Annotated in this window: 14 protein-coding genes; 8 read left to right on the top strand and 6 right to left on the bottom strand. The window is 68.2% G+C overall.

Annotated elements, in window-relative coordinates; translation table 11 throughout:
- Window positions 1-54: 54 nt before the first annotated feature.
- On the top strand, window positions 55-750 hold the full coding sequence (locus AC5677_RS23390) for a GDSL-type esterase/lipase family protein (protein WP_497189871.1): 696 nt from the start codon (window positions 55-57) through the stop codon (window positions 748-750).
- An 89-nt stretch (window positions 751-839) separates the two neighbouring features.
- Window positions 840-1,838 (top strand): aldo/keto reductase, encoded by a 999-nt coding sequence (locus AC5677_RS23385; protein WP_497189870.1) that lies wholly within the window; start codon window positions 840-842, stop codon window positions 1,836-1,838.
- A 196-nt stretch (window positions 1,839-2,034) separates the two neighbouring features.
- Here the strand turns inward: AC5677_RS23385 and thpR are convergent, their stop codons facing one another.
- Genes thpR through AC5677_RS23370 form a run of 3 tightly spaced genes read right to left on the bottom strand, consistent with a single transcriptional unit; the run spans window position 2,035 to window position 4,645 of the window.
- Window positions 2,035-2,607, bottom strand: a complete 573-nt coding sequence (gene thpR, locus AC5677_RS23380; RefSeq protein ID WP_497189869.1) for an RNA 2',3'-cyclic phosphodiesterase — start codon at window positions 2,605-2,607, stop codon at window positions 2,035-2,037.
- A gap of 51 nt (window positions 2,608-2,658) precedes the next feature.
- Entirely contained in the window at window positions 2,659-4,179 is a 1,521-nt protein-coding gene (locus tag AC5677_RS23375; RefSeq protein WP_497189868.1) for an MFS transporter, read from the bottom strand.
- Between the two features lie 28 nt (window positions 4,180-4,207).
- Window positions 4,208-4,645 carry a MarR family winged helix-turn-helix transcriptional regulator gene (locus AC5677_RS23370; protein WP_497189867.1) on the bottom strand — a complete coding sequence of 146 codons (438 nt, stop codon included), beginning with the start codon at window positions 4,643-4,645 and terminating at the stop codon, window positions 4,208-4,210.
- Between the two features lie 151 nt (window positions 4,646-4,796).
- Here AC5677_RS23370 and AC5677_RS23365 point away from each other — a divergent pair, with 151 nt between their 5' ends.
- Window positions 4,797-4,985: a ribbon-helix-helix protein, CopG family gene (locus AC5677_RS23365; protein WP_046926506.1), complete on the top strand. Its 189-nt coding sequence runs from the start codon at window positions 4,797-4,799 to the stop codon at window positions 4,983-4,985.
- A 15-nt stretch (window positions 4,986-5,000) separates the two neighbouring features.
- On the opposite strand, the gene AC5677_RS23360 is transcribed toward AC5677_RS23365, so the two are convergent.
- Window positions 5,001-6,473, bottom strand: a complete 1,473-nt coding sequence (locus tag AC5677_RS23360; RefSeq protein WP_497189866.1) for an NCS2 family permease — start codon at window positions 6,471-6,473, stop codon at window positions 5,001-5,003.
- A gap of 270 nt (window positions 6,474-6,743) precedes the next feature.
- Here AC5677_RS23360 and AC5677_RS23355 point away from each other — a divergent pair, with 270 nt between their 5' ends.
- From AC5677_RS23355 to AC5677_RS23340, 4 genes are all read left to right on the top strand, one after another.
- A complete protein-coding gene (locus AC5677_RS23355) occupies window positions 6,744-7,019 on the top strand; it encodes a DUF2530 domain-containing protein (RefSeq protein WP_497189865.1) in 276 nt (91 codons plus the stop codon).
- Between the two features lie 60 nt (window positions 7,020-7,079).
- Window positions 7,080-9,542 (top strand): HAD-IC family P-type ATPase, encoded by a 2,463-nt coding sequence (locus tag AC5677_RS23350; protein WP_497189864.1) that lies wholly within the window; start codon window positions 7,080-7,082, stop codon window positions 9,540-9,542.
- Window positions 9,543-9,584: 42 nt separating this feature from the next.
- The gene (locus tag AC5677_RS23345; protein ID WP_497189863.1) at window positions 9,585-9,761 is read left to right on the top strand and encodes a hypothetical protein; all 177 of its coding nucleotides are present in this window, start codon (window positions 9,585-9,587) and stop codon (window positions 9,759-9,761) included.
- Between the two features lie 333 nt (window positions 9,762-10,094).
- The gene (locus AC5677_RS23340; protein ID WP_497189862.1) at window positions 10,095-10,340 is read left to right on the top strand and encodes a hypothetical protein; all 246 of its coding nucleotides are present in this window, start codon (window positions 10,095-10,097) and stop codon (window positions 10,338-10,340) included.
- A 10-nt stretch (window positions 10,341-10,350) separates the two neighbouring features.
- Here the strand turns inward: AC5677_RS23340 and AC5677_RS23335 are convergent, their stop codons facing one another.
- The gene (locus AC5677_RS23335; RefSeq protein ID WP_497189861.1) at window positions 10,351-14,139 is read right to left on the bottom strand and encodes a DUF6531 domain-containing protein; all 3,789 of its coding nucleotides are present in this window, start codon (window positions 14,137-14,139) and stop codon (window positions 10,351-10,353) included.
- A complete protein-coding gene (locus AC5677_RS23330; RefSeq protein WP_497189860.1) occupies window positions 14,136-14,870 on the bottom strand; it encodes a WXG100-like domain-containing protein in 735 nt (244 codons plus the stop codon). The genes AC5677_RS23335 and AC5677_RS23330 overlap by 4 nt, the downstream gene beginning before the upstream one ends.
- 449 nt (window positions 14,871-15,319) lie before the next feature.
- Between AC5677_RS23330 and AC5677_RS23325 the strand changes: the two genes are divergently transcribed.
- Entirely contained in the window at window positions 15,320-15,505 is a 186-nt protein-coding gene (locus tag AC5677_RS23325) for a hypothetical protein (protein WP_497189859.1), read from the top strand.
- The last annotated feature ends 63 nt before the right edge of the window (window positions 15,506-15,568 follow it).

Genomic DNA, 15,568 nt, shown 5'->3' with positions numbered 1-15,568 from the left:
CGTCACGCCCCCGCCGCGTACCGGAGAGTAAGGTTCCTCGGCCATCATGGCCCGATGAGGATCATGTTCGTCGGTGACTCGATGACGATCGGTACCCCCGGCGATTTCACCTGGCGCTACCGCATGTGGCAGCACCTGAACGCGACGGCCGACGGCCCGTACCGCATCGTGGGACCGCGCCGCGCGCTGCATGACACCCTCCGGGACTCCCCCACCTCCCACGACTACGCGGACCCCGGCTTCCCCGAGGAGGCGCGCGGCCATCTCGCCGGGTGGGGCGAGGGCTGGCTGCACATGGCGCCGCTGATCGGGGACGCGGTGCGCCGGTACGAGGCCGACACGCTGCTGGTCTCCCTCGGGCTGATAGACCTCGGCTTCTACACGAACGCCGAGCAGACCGCGGAGAACGTGCGGCGCTTCGTGGCCGCGGCGCGGGAGGCCGCGCCGCGGGTACGGGCGGTGCTGATGCCCGTCATACGCAATGTGCGGGCCGCGACGGATGCCGCGTTCGGGGCGCAGTGCGAGCGGTTCAACGAGCTGCTGGGCAAGGCGGTCGCCGAACTCTCCGCGCCCGGCTCGCCCTTGCTGCTGGCCTCCGAGCCGGACGGGTGGGAGATCGGGACCGCCACGTACGACGGGACGCATCCGTCGGCCCTGGGGGAGCATCTGCTGGCGGGGGCGTTCGCGGATGCGATGCACCAGGCCTGGGGGGTCGGGGGGCCGTACGGACACGCCTACCGGTCGGCCTGAGCCTCGCCGCCGTGCGGCGGCGGCGCGGGACCGGGACCGGCGGAACGCCCGCTTGATTCGAGCGCACTCGAAGGCGTTGGCTGAACGCCATGAAGTACACGCAGCTCGGACGCACCGGACTCCAGGTCAGCCGACTCGTCCTCGGCACGATGAACTTCGGCCCGCAGACGGACGAGGCCGACAGCCACACGATCATGGACGCCGCACTCGAAGCGGGCATCAACTTCGTCGACACCGCGAACGTCTACGGCTGGGGCGCGAACAAGGGCCGTACGGAGGAAATCGTCGGCTCCTGGTTCGCCAAGGGCGGCGGCCGCCGCGACCGGACCGTGCTGGCCACCAAGGTCTACGGCAACATGGGCGCCGACGGCGATCAGGTCTGGCCCAACCACCACAAGCTCTCGGCGCTGAACATCCGGCGCGCGGTCGACGCCAGCCTCCAGCGGCTGGGCACCGACTACATCGACCTCTACCAGTTCCACCACGTCGACCGGAACACGCCCTGGGACGAGATCTGGCAGGCCATCGACGTCCTCGTCCAGCAGGGCAAGATCCTCTACGCCGGGTCGTCCAACCACGCCGGCTGGCACATCGCGCAGGCCAACGAGAGCGCCCGGCGGCGCGGTTCCTACGGTCTGGTCAGCGAACAGTGCCTCTACAACCTCGCCGAGCGGCGCGCGGAGATGGAGGTCATCCCGGCGGCCGAGGGCTACGGCCTCGGCATCATCCCCTGGTCCCCGCTGCACGGCGGGCTGCTCGGCGGCGCGCTCCGCAAGGAGCAGGAGGGCGGCGCCGGCCGGACGAATTCCGGGCGCGCCGCCGACATGCTGGCCGACCCCGCGGTCCGCGCGCAGGTCCAGGCGTACGAGGACCTGGCCGACAAGCACGGTCTGCGGCCCGGCGAGCTCGCGCTGGCGTGGCTGCTCACCCGGCCCGCGGTGACGGGCCCGATCGTCGGCCCGCGCACCACCGAACAGCTCGCCTCCGCGCTGCGCGCCGTCGAGCTGACGCTGCCCGCGGAGCTGCTGGCGTCCCTCGACGAGATCTTCCCGGGCCCCGGCCCGTCGCCGGAGGCCTTCGCCTGGTGAGCGCACGCGCCCGGCGGCCGGAACGTCCTCGGCGGCCGGGCGCCCGGCCAGGCCCTGGCTAGCGCACGGCCGCCGCCACGATCACCACGATGAGCAGCACGGCAAAGAGCCCGGACATGATCCGGTTACGGGTTTTGGGGTCCACCCAATGAGCGTAACCGGACCGGATCCGGGCGCTTCGGCGGCCCGGCCCCGGTCAGTGTCCGAGGGGCCAGGACGCCAGCTTCTCGTAATGCGGCTGGCGGCCGGCGATGCCCGGCTGCGGCGGATGGCTGCGCATCAGCGCCAGCTCCCGCACCGTCCACGCCGTGCCCTCGAAGCCGTCCATCCCGGCCGCGAACGGGGCGAGGCGCTGGTCGCTGCGGTTGCGGGCGAGCGTGAGATGCGGGTGGTAGGGACGGTACGTACGGTGCGCGGCCGCCGTCAGACCGGCCCGCCGCCCGGCCGCCTCGGCCGAGTCGGCCAGCTTGCCCATGACCGTCAGCCCGCCCTCGCCGCCCGCCCACAGCACCCGCTCGTCGAACCGTCCGCCGCCCGCGATCCGCAGCTCGTACGGCTCCTGCCGCCGCGCGGCCCGCGCCAGCCGCTCCTGGAGGTCGGGCAGCACCTCGTCCGCCACCTCCCCGTAGAAGGCGAGCGTGAAGTGCCAGCCGTCCTGTCCGGTCCAGCGCAGCCGGTCGGCTCCGGACAGCGCCTTCAACCGCGCCACCTCGTCGGCCAGTTCATGGATGACGGCGTCGGGGGGCAGCACGGCGGCGAAGAGTCTCATACCTGCCAGTCTCGCCCAGGCGGCGGCCGGGGACCCTCCGTATACGGCATCTCACGCCGTCACGGCGACCCGCTTCGCGTCGGCTTCCCCGGCCTCCCGGGACGCCCCGTCCTCCGCGGACTCCACGGTCTCACCGGCCTCACCGGTCTCCCCGGCCGCACCGGACTCCCGGGCCCCGGGCACGCTCCGTGCCACGAACGCCACATGCCGCTTCCCCCGCCGCAGGTCTATCTTCAGCCGCAGGCCGCCCATCCGGGCGAGGATCAGGCCGATGGCCGCCGCGGCCGCGGCCGAGACCAGACCGCCCGCCAGGAAGCCGATACGGGCCCCGAAGGTGTCCGTGACCCAGCCGACCAGCGGCGCGCCGAGCGGCGTACCGCCCACGAAGACCATCATGAACAGGCTCATCACCCGGCCGCGCATCAGCGGATCGGTGGCCATCTGGATGCTGGAGTTGGCGGTGACGTTGATGGTCAGGCCGAAGACGCCGATGGGGGCGAGCAGCGCCGCGAAGACCCAGATCGACGGGGAGAGCGCGGCCACCACCTCCAGGGCGCCGAAGATCAGCGCCGAGCCGACCAGCAGCCGCAGCCGGGAGGTGGCGCGCCGGGCGGCGAGCAGCGCGCCGATCAGCGAGCCGGCCGCCATCAGGCCGTTGAACAGGGAGTACGTGCCGGCCCCGGCGTGGAAGACCTGGGCGGCGAACGCGGTCAGCCAGATCGGGAAGTTGAAGCCGAAGGTGCCGATGAACCCGACCAGGACGATGGGCCAGATCAGCTCGGGGCGCCCGGAGACGTAGCGCAGGCCTTCCCGCAGCTGGCCCTTGCCGCGCGGGACGGAGGTGGCCTTGTGGAGCTCGGACGTGCGCATCATCAGCAGGCCGATGATGGGCGCCAGGAAGGACAGGCCGTTGAACAGGAAGGCCCAGCCGCTGCCGAGGGCCGTGATCAGCACACCGGCGACGGCCGGTCCGATCAGCCGGGCGGACTGGAAGTTGGCGGAGTTGAGGCTGACGGCGTTGCGCAGATCCGCCTGGCCGACCATCTCGGAGACGAAGGCCTGCCGGCAGGGGTTGTCGACGACGGTGACCAGGCCCAGGAGGAAGGCCACCAGGTAGACGTGCCAGACCTGCACGTGGCCGCTGAGGGTGAGCACCGCGAGGGCGAGGCCGGTCAGCCCCATGGCGGCCTGGGTGGCCAGCAGCAGCTTCCGCTTGGCGAAGCGGTCGGCGATCACGCCGCCGTACAGGCCGAAGAGCAGCATCGGCAGGAACTGCAGCGCGGTGGTGATGCCGACGGCGCCGGACGAGCCGGTGAGGCTCAGCACCAGCCAGTCCTGGGCGATGCGCTGCATCCAGGTGCCGGTGTTGGACACCACCTGGCCGGTGGCGAAGAGGCGGTAGTTGCGGATCCTCAGCGAACTGAACGTGCCCTTGCGCGGTGTGGCGGCGGGGCCGGCGGCGATACCCGGGGCGGCTGTGCTGCCCGGGGCGGTCGCGGTCGCGTCGTCGGAAACCGTGTCGTGGTGGGAGTTCGGTGCGGGGGCGGAGTGTGCTCCGGATCCCGTACTCAAAGTGGCTTCGCCTCCTCGGCCTGGGGTTTTACAGCTGTGCGAGCTTGTCCAGCACGGGAGCTGCGGCCCGTACCTTTGCCCACTCGTCATCGTCCAGCCCGGCGGCCAGCTCGGCGAGCCAGGCATTGCGCTTGCGGCGGCTCTCTTCGAGCATCGCCTCGGCCTGTTCCGTCTGCGTGACGACCTTCTGACGCCGGTCGTCGGGGTGCGCCTCGAGCCGGACCAGGCCCTTGGCCTCCAGCATCGCCACGATGCGGGTCATCGACGGCGGCTGCACATGCTCCTTGCGGGCCAGCTCGCCGGGCGTGGCGCGGCCGCACCGGGCGAGGGTGCCGAGCACCGACATCTCGGTGGGGCTCAGCGATTCATCGACCCGCTGGTGCTTGAGACGGCGGGACAGGCGCATCACGGCGGACCGCAGAGCGTTCACGGCGGCAGCGTCGTCGCCGCTGGACAGTTCCGGCATGGTCGTTAGCATAACTCATTACCTTTTCTAAGTAAAGCCGTGGGCGGGACCCGGCGAAGCGCCCCCCGATTTCCCCCTTCACTCACCCATTCGGGTGAGGACGCGGCCGAAATCCGCCCGCCTGAGCGGCTCGCACCGGGACCGTGTCCTCATGGGATCGAGAGTGCTCAGCGTGCGCGTGGACGGGGAGTTGCTGGAGCGCATTCGGCAGCACGCCGCAAAACGCGGAATGAGCGTCCAGGACTATGTGGTCCGGACGCTCATCCGCGATGACTTCGACGAACGCTTCCAGTCGTCGGTCGACGAGACGGAGCGGTTCTACGAGGCGCCGCCGTTGTGAGGCGGCCGCCGTTGGTTACTTGACGCCCAGCGCCTGCTCGATCGGATGCAGCAGGAAGTAGACGAGGAAGCAGAGCCCGACCACGTTCAGCAGCCACGGGATCTGCTTGAACCGTCCGGTCGCCGTGCGCAGCAGGATGTACGACAGCACGCCGATGCCGATGCCGTTCGTGATGCTGTACGTGAACGGCATCGAGATCACCGTCAGGAACGCCGGGATGCCGACGGTGAAGTCGCCCCAGTCGATGTCCTTGACGTTCGAGGCCAGGATCAGGAAGCCGACGACGAGCAGCGCGGGCGTGGCGGCCTGCGAGGGCACGACGGTCGCCAGCGGCGTGAAGATCAGCGCGAGCAGGAAGAGCCCGCCGGTCATCAGGTTCGCGAGGCCGGTCCGCGCGCCCTCGCCGACACCGGCCGTGGACTCCACGAAGCAGGTGTTGGCGGAGGCGGAGCCCGCGCCGCCGGCCGCGACCGCGATGCCGTCGACCATCAGGATCCGGCCCATGTTCGGCAGGTTGCCGGTCTCGTTGTCCAGCAGCCCGGCCTCCTCGCCGACGCCGATGATGGTGCCCATCGCGTCGAAGAAGCCGGACAGCAGCACCGTGAAGACGAAGAGGCAGCCGGTCAGCACGCCGACTTCCTTGAAGCCGCCGAAGAGGCTGATGTGGCCGATCAGACCGAAGTCCGGGGCGCCGATGATCTTCTCCGGGACGTTCGGGACGGCCAGCCCCCACGCCGCGTCCGGGATGTCGGCGACGGCGTTGATGATGATCGCGACCACCGCCATCGTCACCATGCCGATGAGAATGGCGCCCTTGGTCTTGCGCACGGTCAGGACGAACATCAGCACCAGACCGAGCACGAACACCAGCACCGGCCACCCCTGGAGCTGGCCGCCCTGCCCCAGGCCCAGCGGCACGGTGGTGTGCGCGGCGTCCGGGTTGCGGGTCACGAAGCCGGCGTCGACGAGGCCGACGAGCGAGATGAACAGGCCGATGCCGATGGCGATGGCCCGGCGCAGCCCGCCGGGGATCGCGTCCATCACCCGCTGCCGCAGGCCCGAGGCGACCAGGATCATCAGCACCAGACCGGCGAGCACGACCATGCCCATCGCGTCCGGCCAGCTCATCTTGGGGGCGAGCTGGAGCGAGACGACGGCATTGATGCCGAGGCCGGCGGCGATGGCGATCGGGACGTTGCCCATCAGGCCCATCAGGACGGTGCTCAGACCGGCCATCAGCGCCGTGGCGGTGACCAGCTGACCGTTGTCGAGGTGGTGGCCGAATTTATCGACACCGGCACCGAGGATGATCGGGTTCAGCACGATGATGTAGGCCATCGCGAAGAAGGTCGCCAGACCGCCGCGGAGTTCGCGGCTCACCGTCGACCCCCGCTCGGAGATCTTGAAGAAGCGGTCGAAGCCGTTCTTGGGCGGCTCGGGAGCCGGGTTCTTGAGAATGTCGACCGGCGTGGTGGCCGAGGGGGACATGCGGGACCTCAGTCGGACGGGCCTTGAATCAGGCGCAGTGGCCCAACAGCCCGGAACGCGAGCAGGGACAGGGCCAGGGACATAAACACAATCAACCGGATCAGCTTGGATGAATCAACGATTCAAACCCGCCAGACCCAGAAAGGTTCAGTATGAATAAACAATCCGTTGATCGCTATCTCCGCGCGTAGATGCTTGTGGCGTCCGGCCCGACCCTGGGGGCACCGGCCCGCGCCTGGGGACATACGCCCTCCCCGTAAGCTGACCCCCATGTGGAAGAAGTCCGAACTGCGCGAGGCCCCGGCGCCCCTCGAAGGTCCCGTCGTCGGCACGATCACCGGCGGCACCATCATCTGGTTCGTGCTCTTCCTCGGCCAGCTCCCCTTCTACGGCTGGTACGCCGACCACGACCGCGCCTGGCTGATCTGGACCTGCCTGGCCGGCGCCGGCCTCGGCCTGCTCGGCATCTGGTACGTCCGCAAGCGCGATGCCGCCATCAAGCGCGACGCCGCACTCAAGCGGGACGCGGCGAGCGACCCCGTCTGAGGGCCCACCGGCACCCGCCCCGGCAGGTGAACCGGACATTCCCCCCGTAACGTCGGGGACATGACGCACCGGGCGAGAGCCGAGGTCGACGGACCCGAGGACGGGCCCGGAGGCGGCCCCGGACCGGCCGCCGGGCGCCCCGGTGCCGAGGCCCCCGCCCGCCGCCCCGTCCCCGAAGCCGCGCACCCCGGCCTGACCGCCGCCGAGGTCGCCGAACGAGCGGCCCGGGGCGAGATCAACGACGTGCCCGTGCGCTCTTCCCGCTCCACGGCCGACATCGTCCGGGCCAACGTCTTCACCCGGTTCAACGCCATCATCGGCGTGCTCTTCGCGATCATCCTCGTCGTCGGCCCGATCCAGGACGGCCTGTTCGGCTTCGTCATCGTCGCCAACACCGGTATCGGCATCGTCCAGGAGCTGCGCGCCAAGAAGACCCTGGACAACCTGGCCGTCATCGGCGAGGCCCGCCCGACCGTACGCCGCGACGGAGTGGCCGCCGAGATCCCCACGTCCGAGGTGGTCCTCGACGACGTCCTCGAACTCGGCCCCGGCGACAAGATCATCGTGGACGGCGAGGCCCTGGAGACCGACGGCCTGGAGATCGACGAGTCGCTCCTGACCGGCGAGGCCGACCCGGTCCTCAAAAAGCCCGGCGACCCGATGATGTCCGGCAGCTTCGTCGTCGCGGGCGCCGGTGCCTTCACCGCCACCAAGGTCGGCCGCGAGGCCTACGCGGCCCAGCTCGCGGAGGAGGCGAGCCGGTTCACGCTGGTCCACTCCGAGCTGCGCACCGGCATCAGCCAGATCCTCAAATACGTGACGTGGATGATGATCCCCACCGCCCTCGGCCTCATCCTCAGCCACCTGCTCACGCTGGGGCTCCCCGCCGACGAAGCCATCCGCCGCATGGTCGCCGGCATCGTCCCGATGATCCCCGAGGGCCTGGTCCTGCTCACCTCCGTGGCCTTCGCCATCGGCGTCATCCGCCTCGGCCGCAAGCAGTGCCTGGTCCAGGAACTGCCCGCCATCGAGGGCCTGGCCAGGGTCGATGTGGTCTGCCTGGACAAGACCGGCACCCTCACCGAGGGCGGCATGGACGTCCGCGAAATCCGCCCCCGGAACGGCGCCGAGGAGCCGTACGTCACCCGGGTACTGGCCGCCCTGGGCGCCTGCGACCCCCGCCCCAACGCCTCGCTCCAGGCCATCATCGACGCCTACCCCGCCACCGACACCACCTGGACCGCGGCCGACACCCTCCCCTTCTCCTCCGCCCGCAAGTACAGCGGCGCCTCCCTCGTCACCCCCGACGGCGACCGCACCACCTGGCTCCTGGGCGCCCCGGATGTCCTCCTGCCCTCGGGCGACCGGACCCTGGCCGACATCGACACGCTGAACGCCCAGGGCCTGCGCGTGCTCCTCCTGGCCGCCACCGACCACGCCCTGGACGACCCCGAGGTCACCGCGGCGGTCCGCCCCACCGCCCTCGTCGTCCTCGAACAGCGCCTGCGCCCCGACGCCCGCGACACCCTGCGCTACTTCGCCGACCAGGGCGTCCAGGCCAAGGTCATCTCCGGCGACAACGCGGTGTCGGTGGGCGCGGTGGCCGGCACACTCGGCCTGCCGGGAGCCGACGCCCCCGTGGACGCCCGCAGCCTCCCCGCCGATCCGGCCGACATGGCCACCGTCCTCGGCCGGCGCACCGTCTTCGGCCGCGTCACCCCGCAGCAGAAGCGCAACATGGTGGCCGCCCTGCAGTCCGACGGCCACAACGTCGCCATGACCGGCGACGGCGTCAATGACGTCCTCGCCCTCAAGGACGCGGACATCGGCGTCGCCATGGGGGCCGGCTCGGAGGCCACCCGCGCCGTCGCGCAGATCGTCCTCCTCAACAACAGCTTCGCCACCCTCCCCTCGGTCGTCGCCGAGGGCCGCCGTGTCATCGGCAACATCACCCGGGTGGCCACCCTCTTCCTCACCAAGACCGTCTACTCGGTCCTCCTGGCGATCCTGGTGGCCGCCTGCCAAATCCCCTACCCCTACCTGCCCCGCCACCTGACCCTGCTGTCCACCCTCACCATCGGCGTCCCGGCCTTCTTCCTGGCCCTCGCCCCCAACACGGAACGCGCCCGCCCCCACTTCGTCCGCCGTGTCATGCGCTACGCCATCCCCTCCGGCCTGATCACCGGCGCCGCCGCCTTCGCCACGTACCTCCTGGCCCGCGGCTACTACACCGGCCCGAACGCCCTCCCCGCGGAAACCAGCGCCGCCACCCTGACCCTCTTCCTCGCCGCCATGTGGGTCCTCGTGATCATCGCCCGCCCCTACACCTGGTGGCGGATCGCCCTGGTCCTGTGCATGGCCCTGGGCTTTGTGATCGTCCTGGCCACACCCTGGCTGCAACGCTTCTTCGACCTGAAGCTCGTCGGCACGACCATGCCCTGGACCGCCGTCGCCATCGCCGCCGTCGCCGCCGTACTGCTGGAGATCACCTGGCGCTGGGTCGCCCGCCGCTTCCCCGCCTGAGGAATTGGCGACTCCGCTCACCTCCCCCTAGGGTTCATGCCCATGACATTCAATGCGGGGGACCTGAAGTACGAAATCCTGGCCAGGGGCCACCACCACGGCGGCGGCGGCACCTACTCCAGCACCGGCGACGGCACCATGGAGTGGTGGATGTGGGTGATCCTCGCCATCGGCGTGATCGCCATCCTCTGGAGCGTGGTCAAGAAGTTCACGAACTGACCTGACGCACCTGCCGCTCACCCCAGGGGCGCGGCCCAGCTCCACACATTGGGCCGCGCCTTTCGGTTTCCTGCTCCCGGCTTGAGCGCCTGTTGAGCGATGGGGAGCAAGCGAGTTACGGACGTCGGCCCGCACAGGCGACACCGAGCTCGCCTCCGCAATGTCCCAACTTAGGCGCCCACTGCTTCGCCGAGGATGTCCGCAACCGGTTGAGCCAGAGGGCAGCGGATCGATCTCGCCTTGAAGCCTTGATCAATTCAACCTTGCCCAGCCTCCAGGCCCCTGAGAGCCGTAGAGCTATACCGGCTCTACGCGGAGTTTAATTTCATGGTTATGCTCGACATGATCCACGACAACTCCTTCAATCAGGTCTCCTATATCCGGCCATTCCTCTCGAGATGCCATTTTCCCATTGGGGAGATAGGATCCAGCGTCAACCACGACAGCGACATCGGGAAATTCGGCAAGTCGCACGAAGAAGCCAAATCCGCTGTGCCGAACGACAGATCCTTGCGCGCGCGCACCAAACGGGAGATGCCGCTTCACCTCTCCCCATGCGTGATCATCAATCATCCGTGACGAACCTCTTTCATATCCGGTGCCAAGTTCTCGGGTACGTGTTCAATTGTGCTAGATCTTCGTGCGGAATCGGGACTTCCATAATCGGCCCACCCTCATACGGCCTTTCATGTTTCTGGAAGTAGCGCCTGTAGTCTTCGGCGGGTATTTCTATCTCAATCAGGCCTTCACCGTAAAACTTTGCGTATTTGTTGTAAACCATATCGGCGTCATTCTTTGCGAAATATGCGCACCCGTCCATCCCTGACGGATGATTTTTCCCTCCGGGGAAGTCCTCCGGTAGGTACCCGTTGTCCTTCTGATGCTGCCCCAATCCTTTCTGAGGAGCCTTGAACAGATATACTGGACGCTCGCCCTCGTAAGGCGCAAGTCCGAGAGGGTCGAATGCCGCCAACGGGTTGCGCACATAAGCGACCGGATTATCGGATGGAGCCAGACCCAACGGATCTGGTGACAGGTATCGCCCCGTTACCGGATCACAATGCCGGAAATAATTGTAGTGAAGCGATGTCTCCGGATCGAAATACTGCCCCGGGAATCTCAGTGGTGTGTACGCCGTGGCTTCGCGGTTCCATTGCGTGGCTCCCCAGAGGGTTGACCGGGCGCGCCAAGCAATGTTTCCGGTTTCCGAGACGAGCGCAGTAGGACTGCCAACGAGATCGGTAACAATGGCGAAGAAGCGCTCATCGACCTCCGACTGCGGCATCACAAGCGGATCCGAGTCGTTTAGCTTGCGTTCCCGTTGGATCAGCGGGGTAAAGCCCTGGTGATCCCACGTGAGAACAATGCCGCCGCCGGTCTGTTCGCAGAGTCTGTGACCATCCCAGGTGAAGTCCACCCGCTCTAGGACGGTTTGCTGATCTCCGGCGAAGCGCTGTTTCGAAGTACGGCGGCCGAGGGGATCGTAGGTGTACTTCCAGCAGGTGCCGTCGGGGGTGGTACAGGCAGTCAGACGGTCTTCCGCATCCCAAGCGAAACGCCATGTATCAGGCTTGCGGGAGAGGCGGATCTTCTGGCGGACGGTGGTGCGGCCAGCCGCGTCGTATTCGTAACGGATAGCTCCGGCATGATTGACGCGGGTGCCGGTGTAGGTGCGCTCGCCCCGAGCCTCGGGGACCGGGTGGCGATCCGGCCAGGTGGCGTGTGTTTGGTTTCCGGCTGCGTCGTACGCGTAGGCCTCGGTCCAGTTGCGGGCGGAGACAGTGGTGACCCGGCCGCCCTTATCGAGTTCGAAGCGGCGAACACCGCCGAGATGATCGTCGATACCAGTGAGGTAACCGTCCGCGCGGTAGGTATAGGCCTGGTGTTGGAGGGTTTCGGAGGCAAATGTGACGTGCTGGTCGGTGAGTCGACCCACGGCATCGAATTGGTTGGCGAAGGCGAGGTCGCCAAGGGCGCGAGAAACCTCCTTCCCTAGCGCATCGTGTTCGAAAGCCACGGTGCGGCCGGAGACGTCAAGCCTGGTGCACCGCCCTGCTGCATCGTAGGTCCATTGACTCAGGGCGCCGGTGGGCGTGGTGCGAGATATGCGGCGCCCGAGAGTGTCATAGGTGAATGTGGTGGTGCGGCCGTTCACCGTCTCGGCGAGGAGTTGACCGAACTCATTGTGACTCTGGATGAGTTCGCTGTCAGGGGCAATGATCTGGGCCAGTCGCCCGGCTGCGTCGTAGCTGAAGGTGGTGAGCTCGCCGTCGACGTCCTTGGTGACTATGCGGCCCAGCGCGTCGTGGGTGAAGCGGATCGTGTGGCCGAGTGCTGTGGTGCGTGAGGTCAGTCGGCCGGCTGCGTCGAGTGTGTAGGTCTGGGTGCGGTTGTCGAAGTCCGTTTCGGATATCAAGCGCCCGGCGTTGTCGTACTCATACCGCCATGTCAGACCCTGAGGGTTGACGACCTTCATCAGTTTGAGTTCGGTGTCATGGATGAACTCGTGACGTGCACCGTCCGGGTCAGTGCGCGCCTTCAGCTGGTCGAAGTGGCCGAATTCGAAGGTGGTGACCTGGCCCAGGGAATCGGTGTGGGTGGTGCAGTTGCCTTCGCCGTCGTAGGTCCAGGATTCCGTCGTCGCATCCGGGTTGAGGCGGGCCGCAAGGTGGCCTTCCGGGGTCCACTGGTAGTGGGTGGTGTTGCCGAGAGGATCAGTGACGGAAGTGGTGCGGCCGTAGGCATCCCGGTGAAAGGTAGTGACGGAGCCGAGCGGGTCGGTGACGGTGCACGGGAGACCCGCAGCGTCGCACTCGATGCGGGTTGTGTTGCCGAGGGGGTCTGTGACCGTGGCGAGGTGGCCAAGAGCGTCGTGGGTGAAGTGGCTGGTGTTGCCTGCGGGGTCAGTGACGGACGTCCGGTTGCCCTTGGCGTCGTACTCCTGGCGGACCGAATGGCCATCCGGGCCGATGACATGTGCCGGCAGGCCCAGGTCGGTGTAGGTGGCGGTGCTGGTGGTGCCGTCCGGGCCGACGACGGAGACGAGGTGTCCGCCGTCGTCGTAGGTGAAGTGGGTGGTGACACCCAGCGGATCGGTGATCGCCAGAGGCCGGTCGGCGGCGTCGTAGGTGGTGCGGGTGGTGTTGCCGAGCGGGTCGGTGACCGCGATGACCTGGAGGCGGTCGTTGATCAGGTACCGGGTGCGGAAGCCTTCACCGTTGGTGTGGGTGGTTGTCCGGTGCCCGGTTTCAGGGTCGACGTCGCCGTAGATGAATCGGTTGGCGATGTGGCCTTCGGCGCCGGACTGGGCGGTGCAGCGATGGCGTGGGTCGTAGGTGTACTCGTAGCGGGAGTCGTTGGAGTCGACCCAGGCGGTCATGCGGTGGTCGGCGTCGTACTCGAACCGGGTGACGGCGCCGGTGGAGTTGGTGACGGTGGTGAGGTTGCCGTCCTCGTCGTGTCCGTACGAGCGGATCAACTGGTCGGAGCCGTCCTCGGCCGCACCGGCCAAGTGCAGTGCGGTGAGGCGGCCTTCTTCGTCGCAGGTCAGCTTGAGTTCGTAGCCGGCGCTGTGGCGGATCGCGTACGGGATGCCGGTCTCATCCGCGTAGTCGAAGGTGATCCGGTGGCCGTTGCGGTCGGTGATCTCGTCGGGCAGCGCGATGCCGGGGGCGTGCAGGGCGTCGCTGAAGTAGCGGGTGTGCCCGGTCTCGGGGTCGTTGACGGCCCAGTCGTCCTGGAGGGTGCGCATCAGGGGCCAGCGAGGGCCGTGCCGGGGGAGTACCCGTTCGCCGGTTCCCGGGACCGGGTAGCGCAGCAGCATTCCGGTCTCGGTGACGAAGATGATCTCTTCGGTGCCGATTTCCAGCCGCTGGTCGATGGTGGAGGACCAGGATGGACCGATGTGGCGCCCGATGCGGGTCGAGGACTCGTATTTACGGGTGAAGGCGAGCGGCAGGGCACCGGGCAGGGAGATATCGGTCTGGGCCAGGAACACCTTGCCCGTGGCCAGGTCGACCGGGTCTGTGCCCTCCGTCTCCTTCGTCTCATCCTTGCGGGTCTTGTCGTGCGCGTTGCCGGCTCCGGCTTCCTCATGGGCCCCGCCGGACCGGCCACCGCCCGATTCGCCACGGCCCGGCCGGCCGCCGCCGCCCGTGCCGTTGGGCGCGTGCGGCATGTCCTCCTTGCTGCCCTTGAGGTGCTTGCCGAATGCCTCGGCCTGCTTGGCCTCGTTCTCGGCGTGGTTGGCTGCGACCTTCTTCATCCGGTGACCCGTCCCGTGGTACAGGTCCTCGACCGCCTTGCCCGCATCCTTGCCCAGCGTCGTGCCGAGCTTTTCGGCGGCGTGCTCCAGCGCCTTGACGATCGGATTGCTCATTCGAAGCTCGCCCCCGCAGCCTTCGTCTCGAATTCCGCGGCATGCCCGGCCACCATCCGCGCATGGCCGTGCATCTTCTCCGCGCGTGCGTGCAGCGCCTCCGGGTGGATCGAGAAGCTCTCCCCCGCGCTGCCCCCGCCTCCGCCCGCGGAGACACCGAGGGCGGACTCGGCGGCCTGGAAGACCAGGCCGCCCACCGCCTTGCCCACCGTCTCCACCAGTGGGTCGATGGCCGCCTCGATGACCTGGCCGATGATGTACTGCTCCAGCTGCTGGACCAGGTAGTCCATGAGCTTCTCGGCGGCCTCGACGACCAGCGCCTCGGCCGCTTCTGCGATCCCGAGGGTGGCGACGGCCGCGGCCTGGTCGGCGATGAACGTGATGGCCAGCACGGTCAGTTCGGCGATCGCCTCCACCTTCATCGCCACGATCGTGTCCGCCGCGATATCCAGAGCCGTCGCCACCGTGTGACAGGCATTGACCAGCTCCGTCATATGGCTGTCGGACATCTGGCCCCACTTGGCCAGCAGGGCTTCGTACGACGCGCCCTGATACACGTCCTCCAGCTGTTTGACCGTGGCCGTGGATTCCTTGTGGGTGTCATCCAGCTTCTGCGCGAAATCCCGCACGTGAGAGCCGAATTCGCGGACCTTGTCCTCGTCGATGTTCGGCCAGTTCACCCCGATGAACTGAAGGAACGACACCACCTGCTCAGGCAGCTCGATCGCCATACTGATCCCCCCCTCAGTAGCGTCTCCGGCCAGCCCATCAGACGCTGTTCAAGGAGGCGCAAGGAGAGGGCAAACAAACGCTCTAAGGGGAGTCAGAGATATTCCTATTGGCGGGAATTGGCGGAAAATCGCTGCTGGTTCAGGCCCCGACTTTTCTTGATCTTCTCGTCCTGGGCCCCGTGCAAATAGTCAGGGAACCCGTACGCGATCTCGTCATGTGACCCGTACGGAATCTCGCCGCGCATCCCGTACGAACGGGACCCGGCCCGGCCCCGGTCCGGCCCCGCTCCGCCACCCCCACGGCGCACCCGGACGCCGCTCCGGCTCTGCTCGCCCGGCCGGCGGGCCGGACTCCATCACCGTCGTCGAGGTCGGGGAATGTGCAGACCTGCCGACCGCCCGCCCGCAAGGCTGGCGCCCCCGCCCCGCTGCCCCTATGGTCCGTCCCCATGAAGCTCATTTCGGGGGACTCGGCGTACGAGATCCTGGCCCGCGGTCACCACCACTACTCCCACCACTACGGCGGCAGTCACGGGACCAGCGACGGCGTCATGGACTGGTGGGAGTGGCTGATCCTGGGCATCGGCCTGATCGTCGTCGTCTGGGCGCTGGTGAAGAAGTTCAGCTCCGACTGACGCCCCCCGCGCGGACAGCGGGCCCCGTCAACGTGCGGCGGGGCCTAGGCACGCCTGACCGGC

The organism is Streptomyces sp. JLSY215 (assembly GCF_059682825.1).
This window is presented reverse-complemented; position numbering and strand designations above follow the sequence as displayed.

Coding starts and splice junctions, on each gene's coding strand:
- AC5677_RS23390 (WP_497189871.1), top strand. CDS start 55: ATGAGGATCATGTTCGTCGGTGACTCGATGACGATCGGTACCCCCGGC.
- AC5677_RS23385 (WP_497189870.1), top strand. CDS start 840: ATGAAGTACACGCAGCTCGGACGCACCGGACTCCAGGTCAGCCGACTC.
- thpR (WP_497189869.1), bottom strand. CDS start 2,607: ATGAGACTCTTCGCCGCCGTGCTGCCCCCCGACGCCGTCATCCATGAA.
- AC5677_RS23370 (WP_497189867.1), bottom strand. CDS start 4,645: ATGCCGGAACTGTCCAGCGGCGACGACGCTGCCGCCGTGAACGCTCTG.
- AC5677_RS23365 (WP_046926506.1), top strand. CDS start 4,797: ATGGGATCGAGAGTGCTCAGCGTGCGCGTGGACGGGGAGTTGCTGGAG.
- AC5677_RS23360 (WP_497189866.1), bottom strand. CDS start 6,473: ATGTCCCCCTCGGCCACCACGCCGGTCGACATTCTCAAGAACCCGGCT.
- AC5677_RS23355 (WP_497189865.1), top strand. CDS start 6,744: ATGTGGAAGAAGTCCGAACTGCGCGAGGCCCCGGCGCCCCTCGAAGGT.
- AC5677_RS23350 (WP_497189864.1), top strand. CDS start 7,080: ATGACGCACCGGGCGAGAGCCGAGGTCGACGGACCCGAGGACGGGCCC.
- AC5677_RS23345 (WP_497189863.1), top strand. CDS start 9,585: ATGACATTCAATGCGGGGGACCTGAAGTACGAAATCCTGGCCAGGGGC.
- AC5677_RS23340 (WP_497189862.1), top strand. CDS start 10,095: ATGCTCGACATGATCCACGACAACTCCTTCAATCAGGTCTCCTATATC.
- AC5677_RS23335 (WP_497189861.1), bottom strand. CDS start 14,139: ATGAGCAATCCGATCGTCAAGGCGCTGGAGCACGCCGCCGAAAAGCTC.
- AC5677_RS23330 (WP_497189860.1), bottom strand. CDS start 14,870: ATGGCGATCGAGCTGCCTGAGCAGGTGGTGTCGTTCCTTCAGTTCATC.
- AC5677_RS23325 (WP_497189859.1), top strand. CDS start 15,320: ATGAAGCTCATTTCGGGGGACTCGGCGTACGAGATCCTGGCCCGCGGT.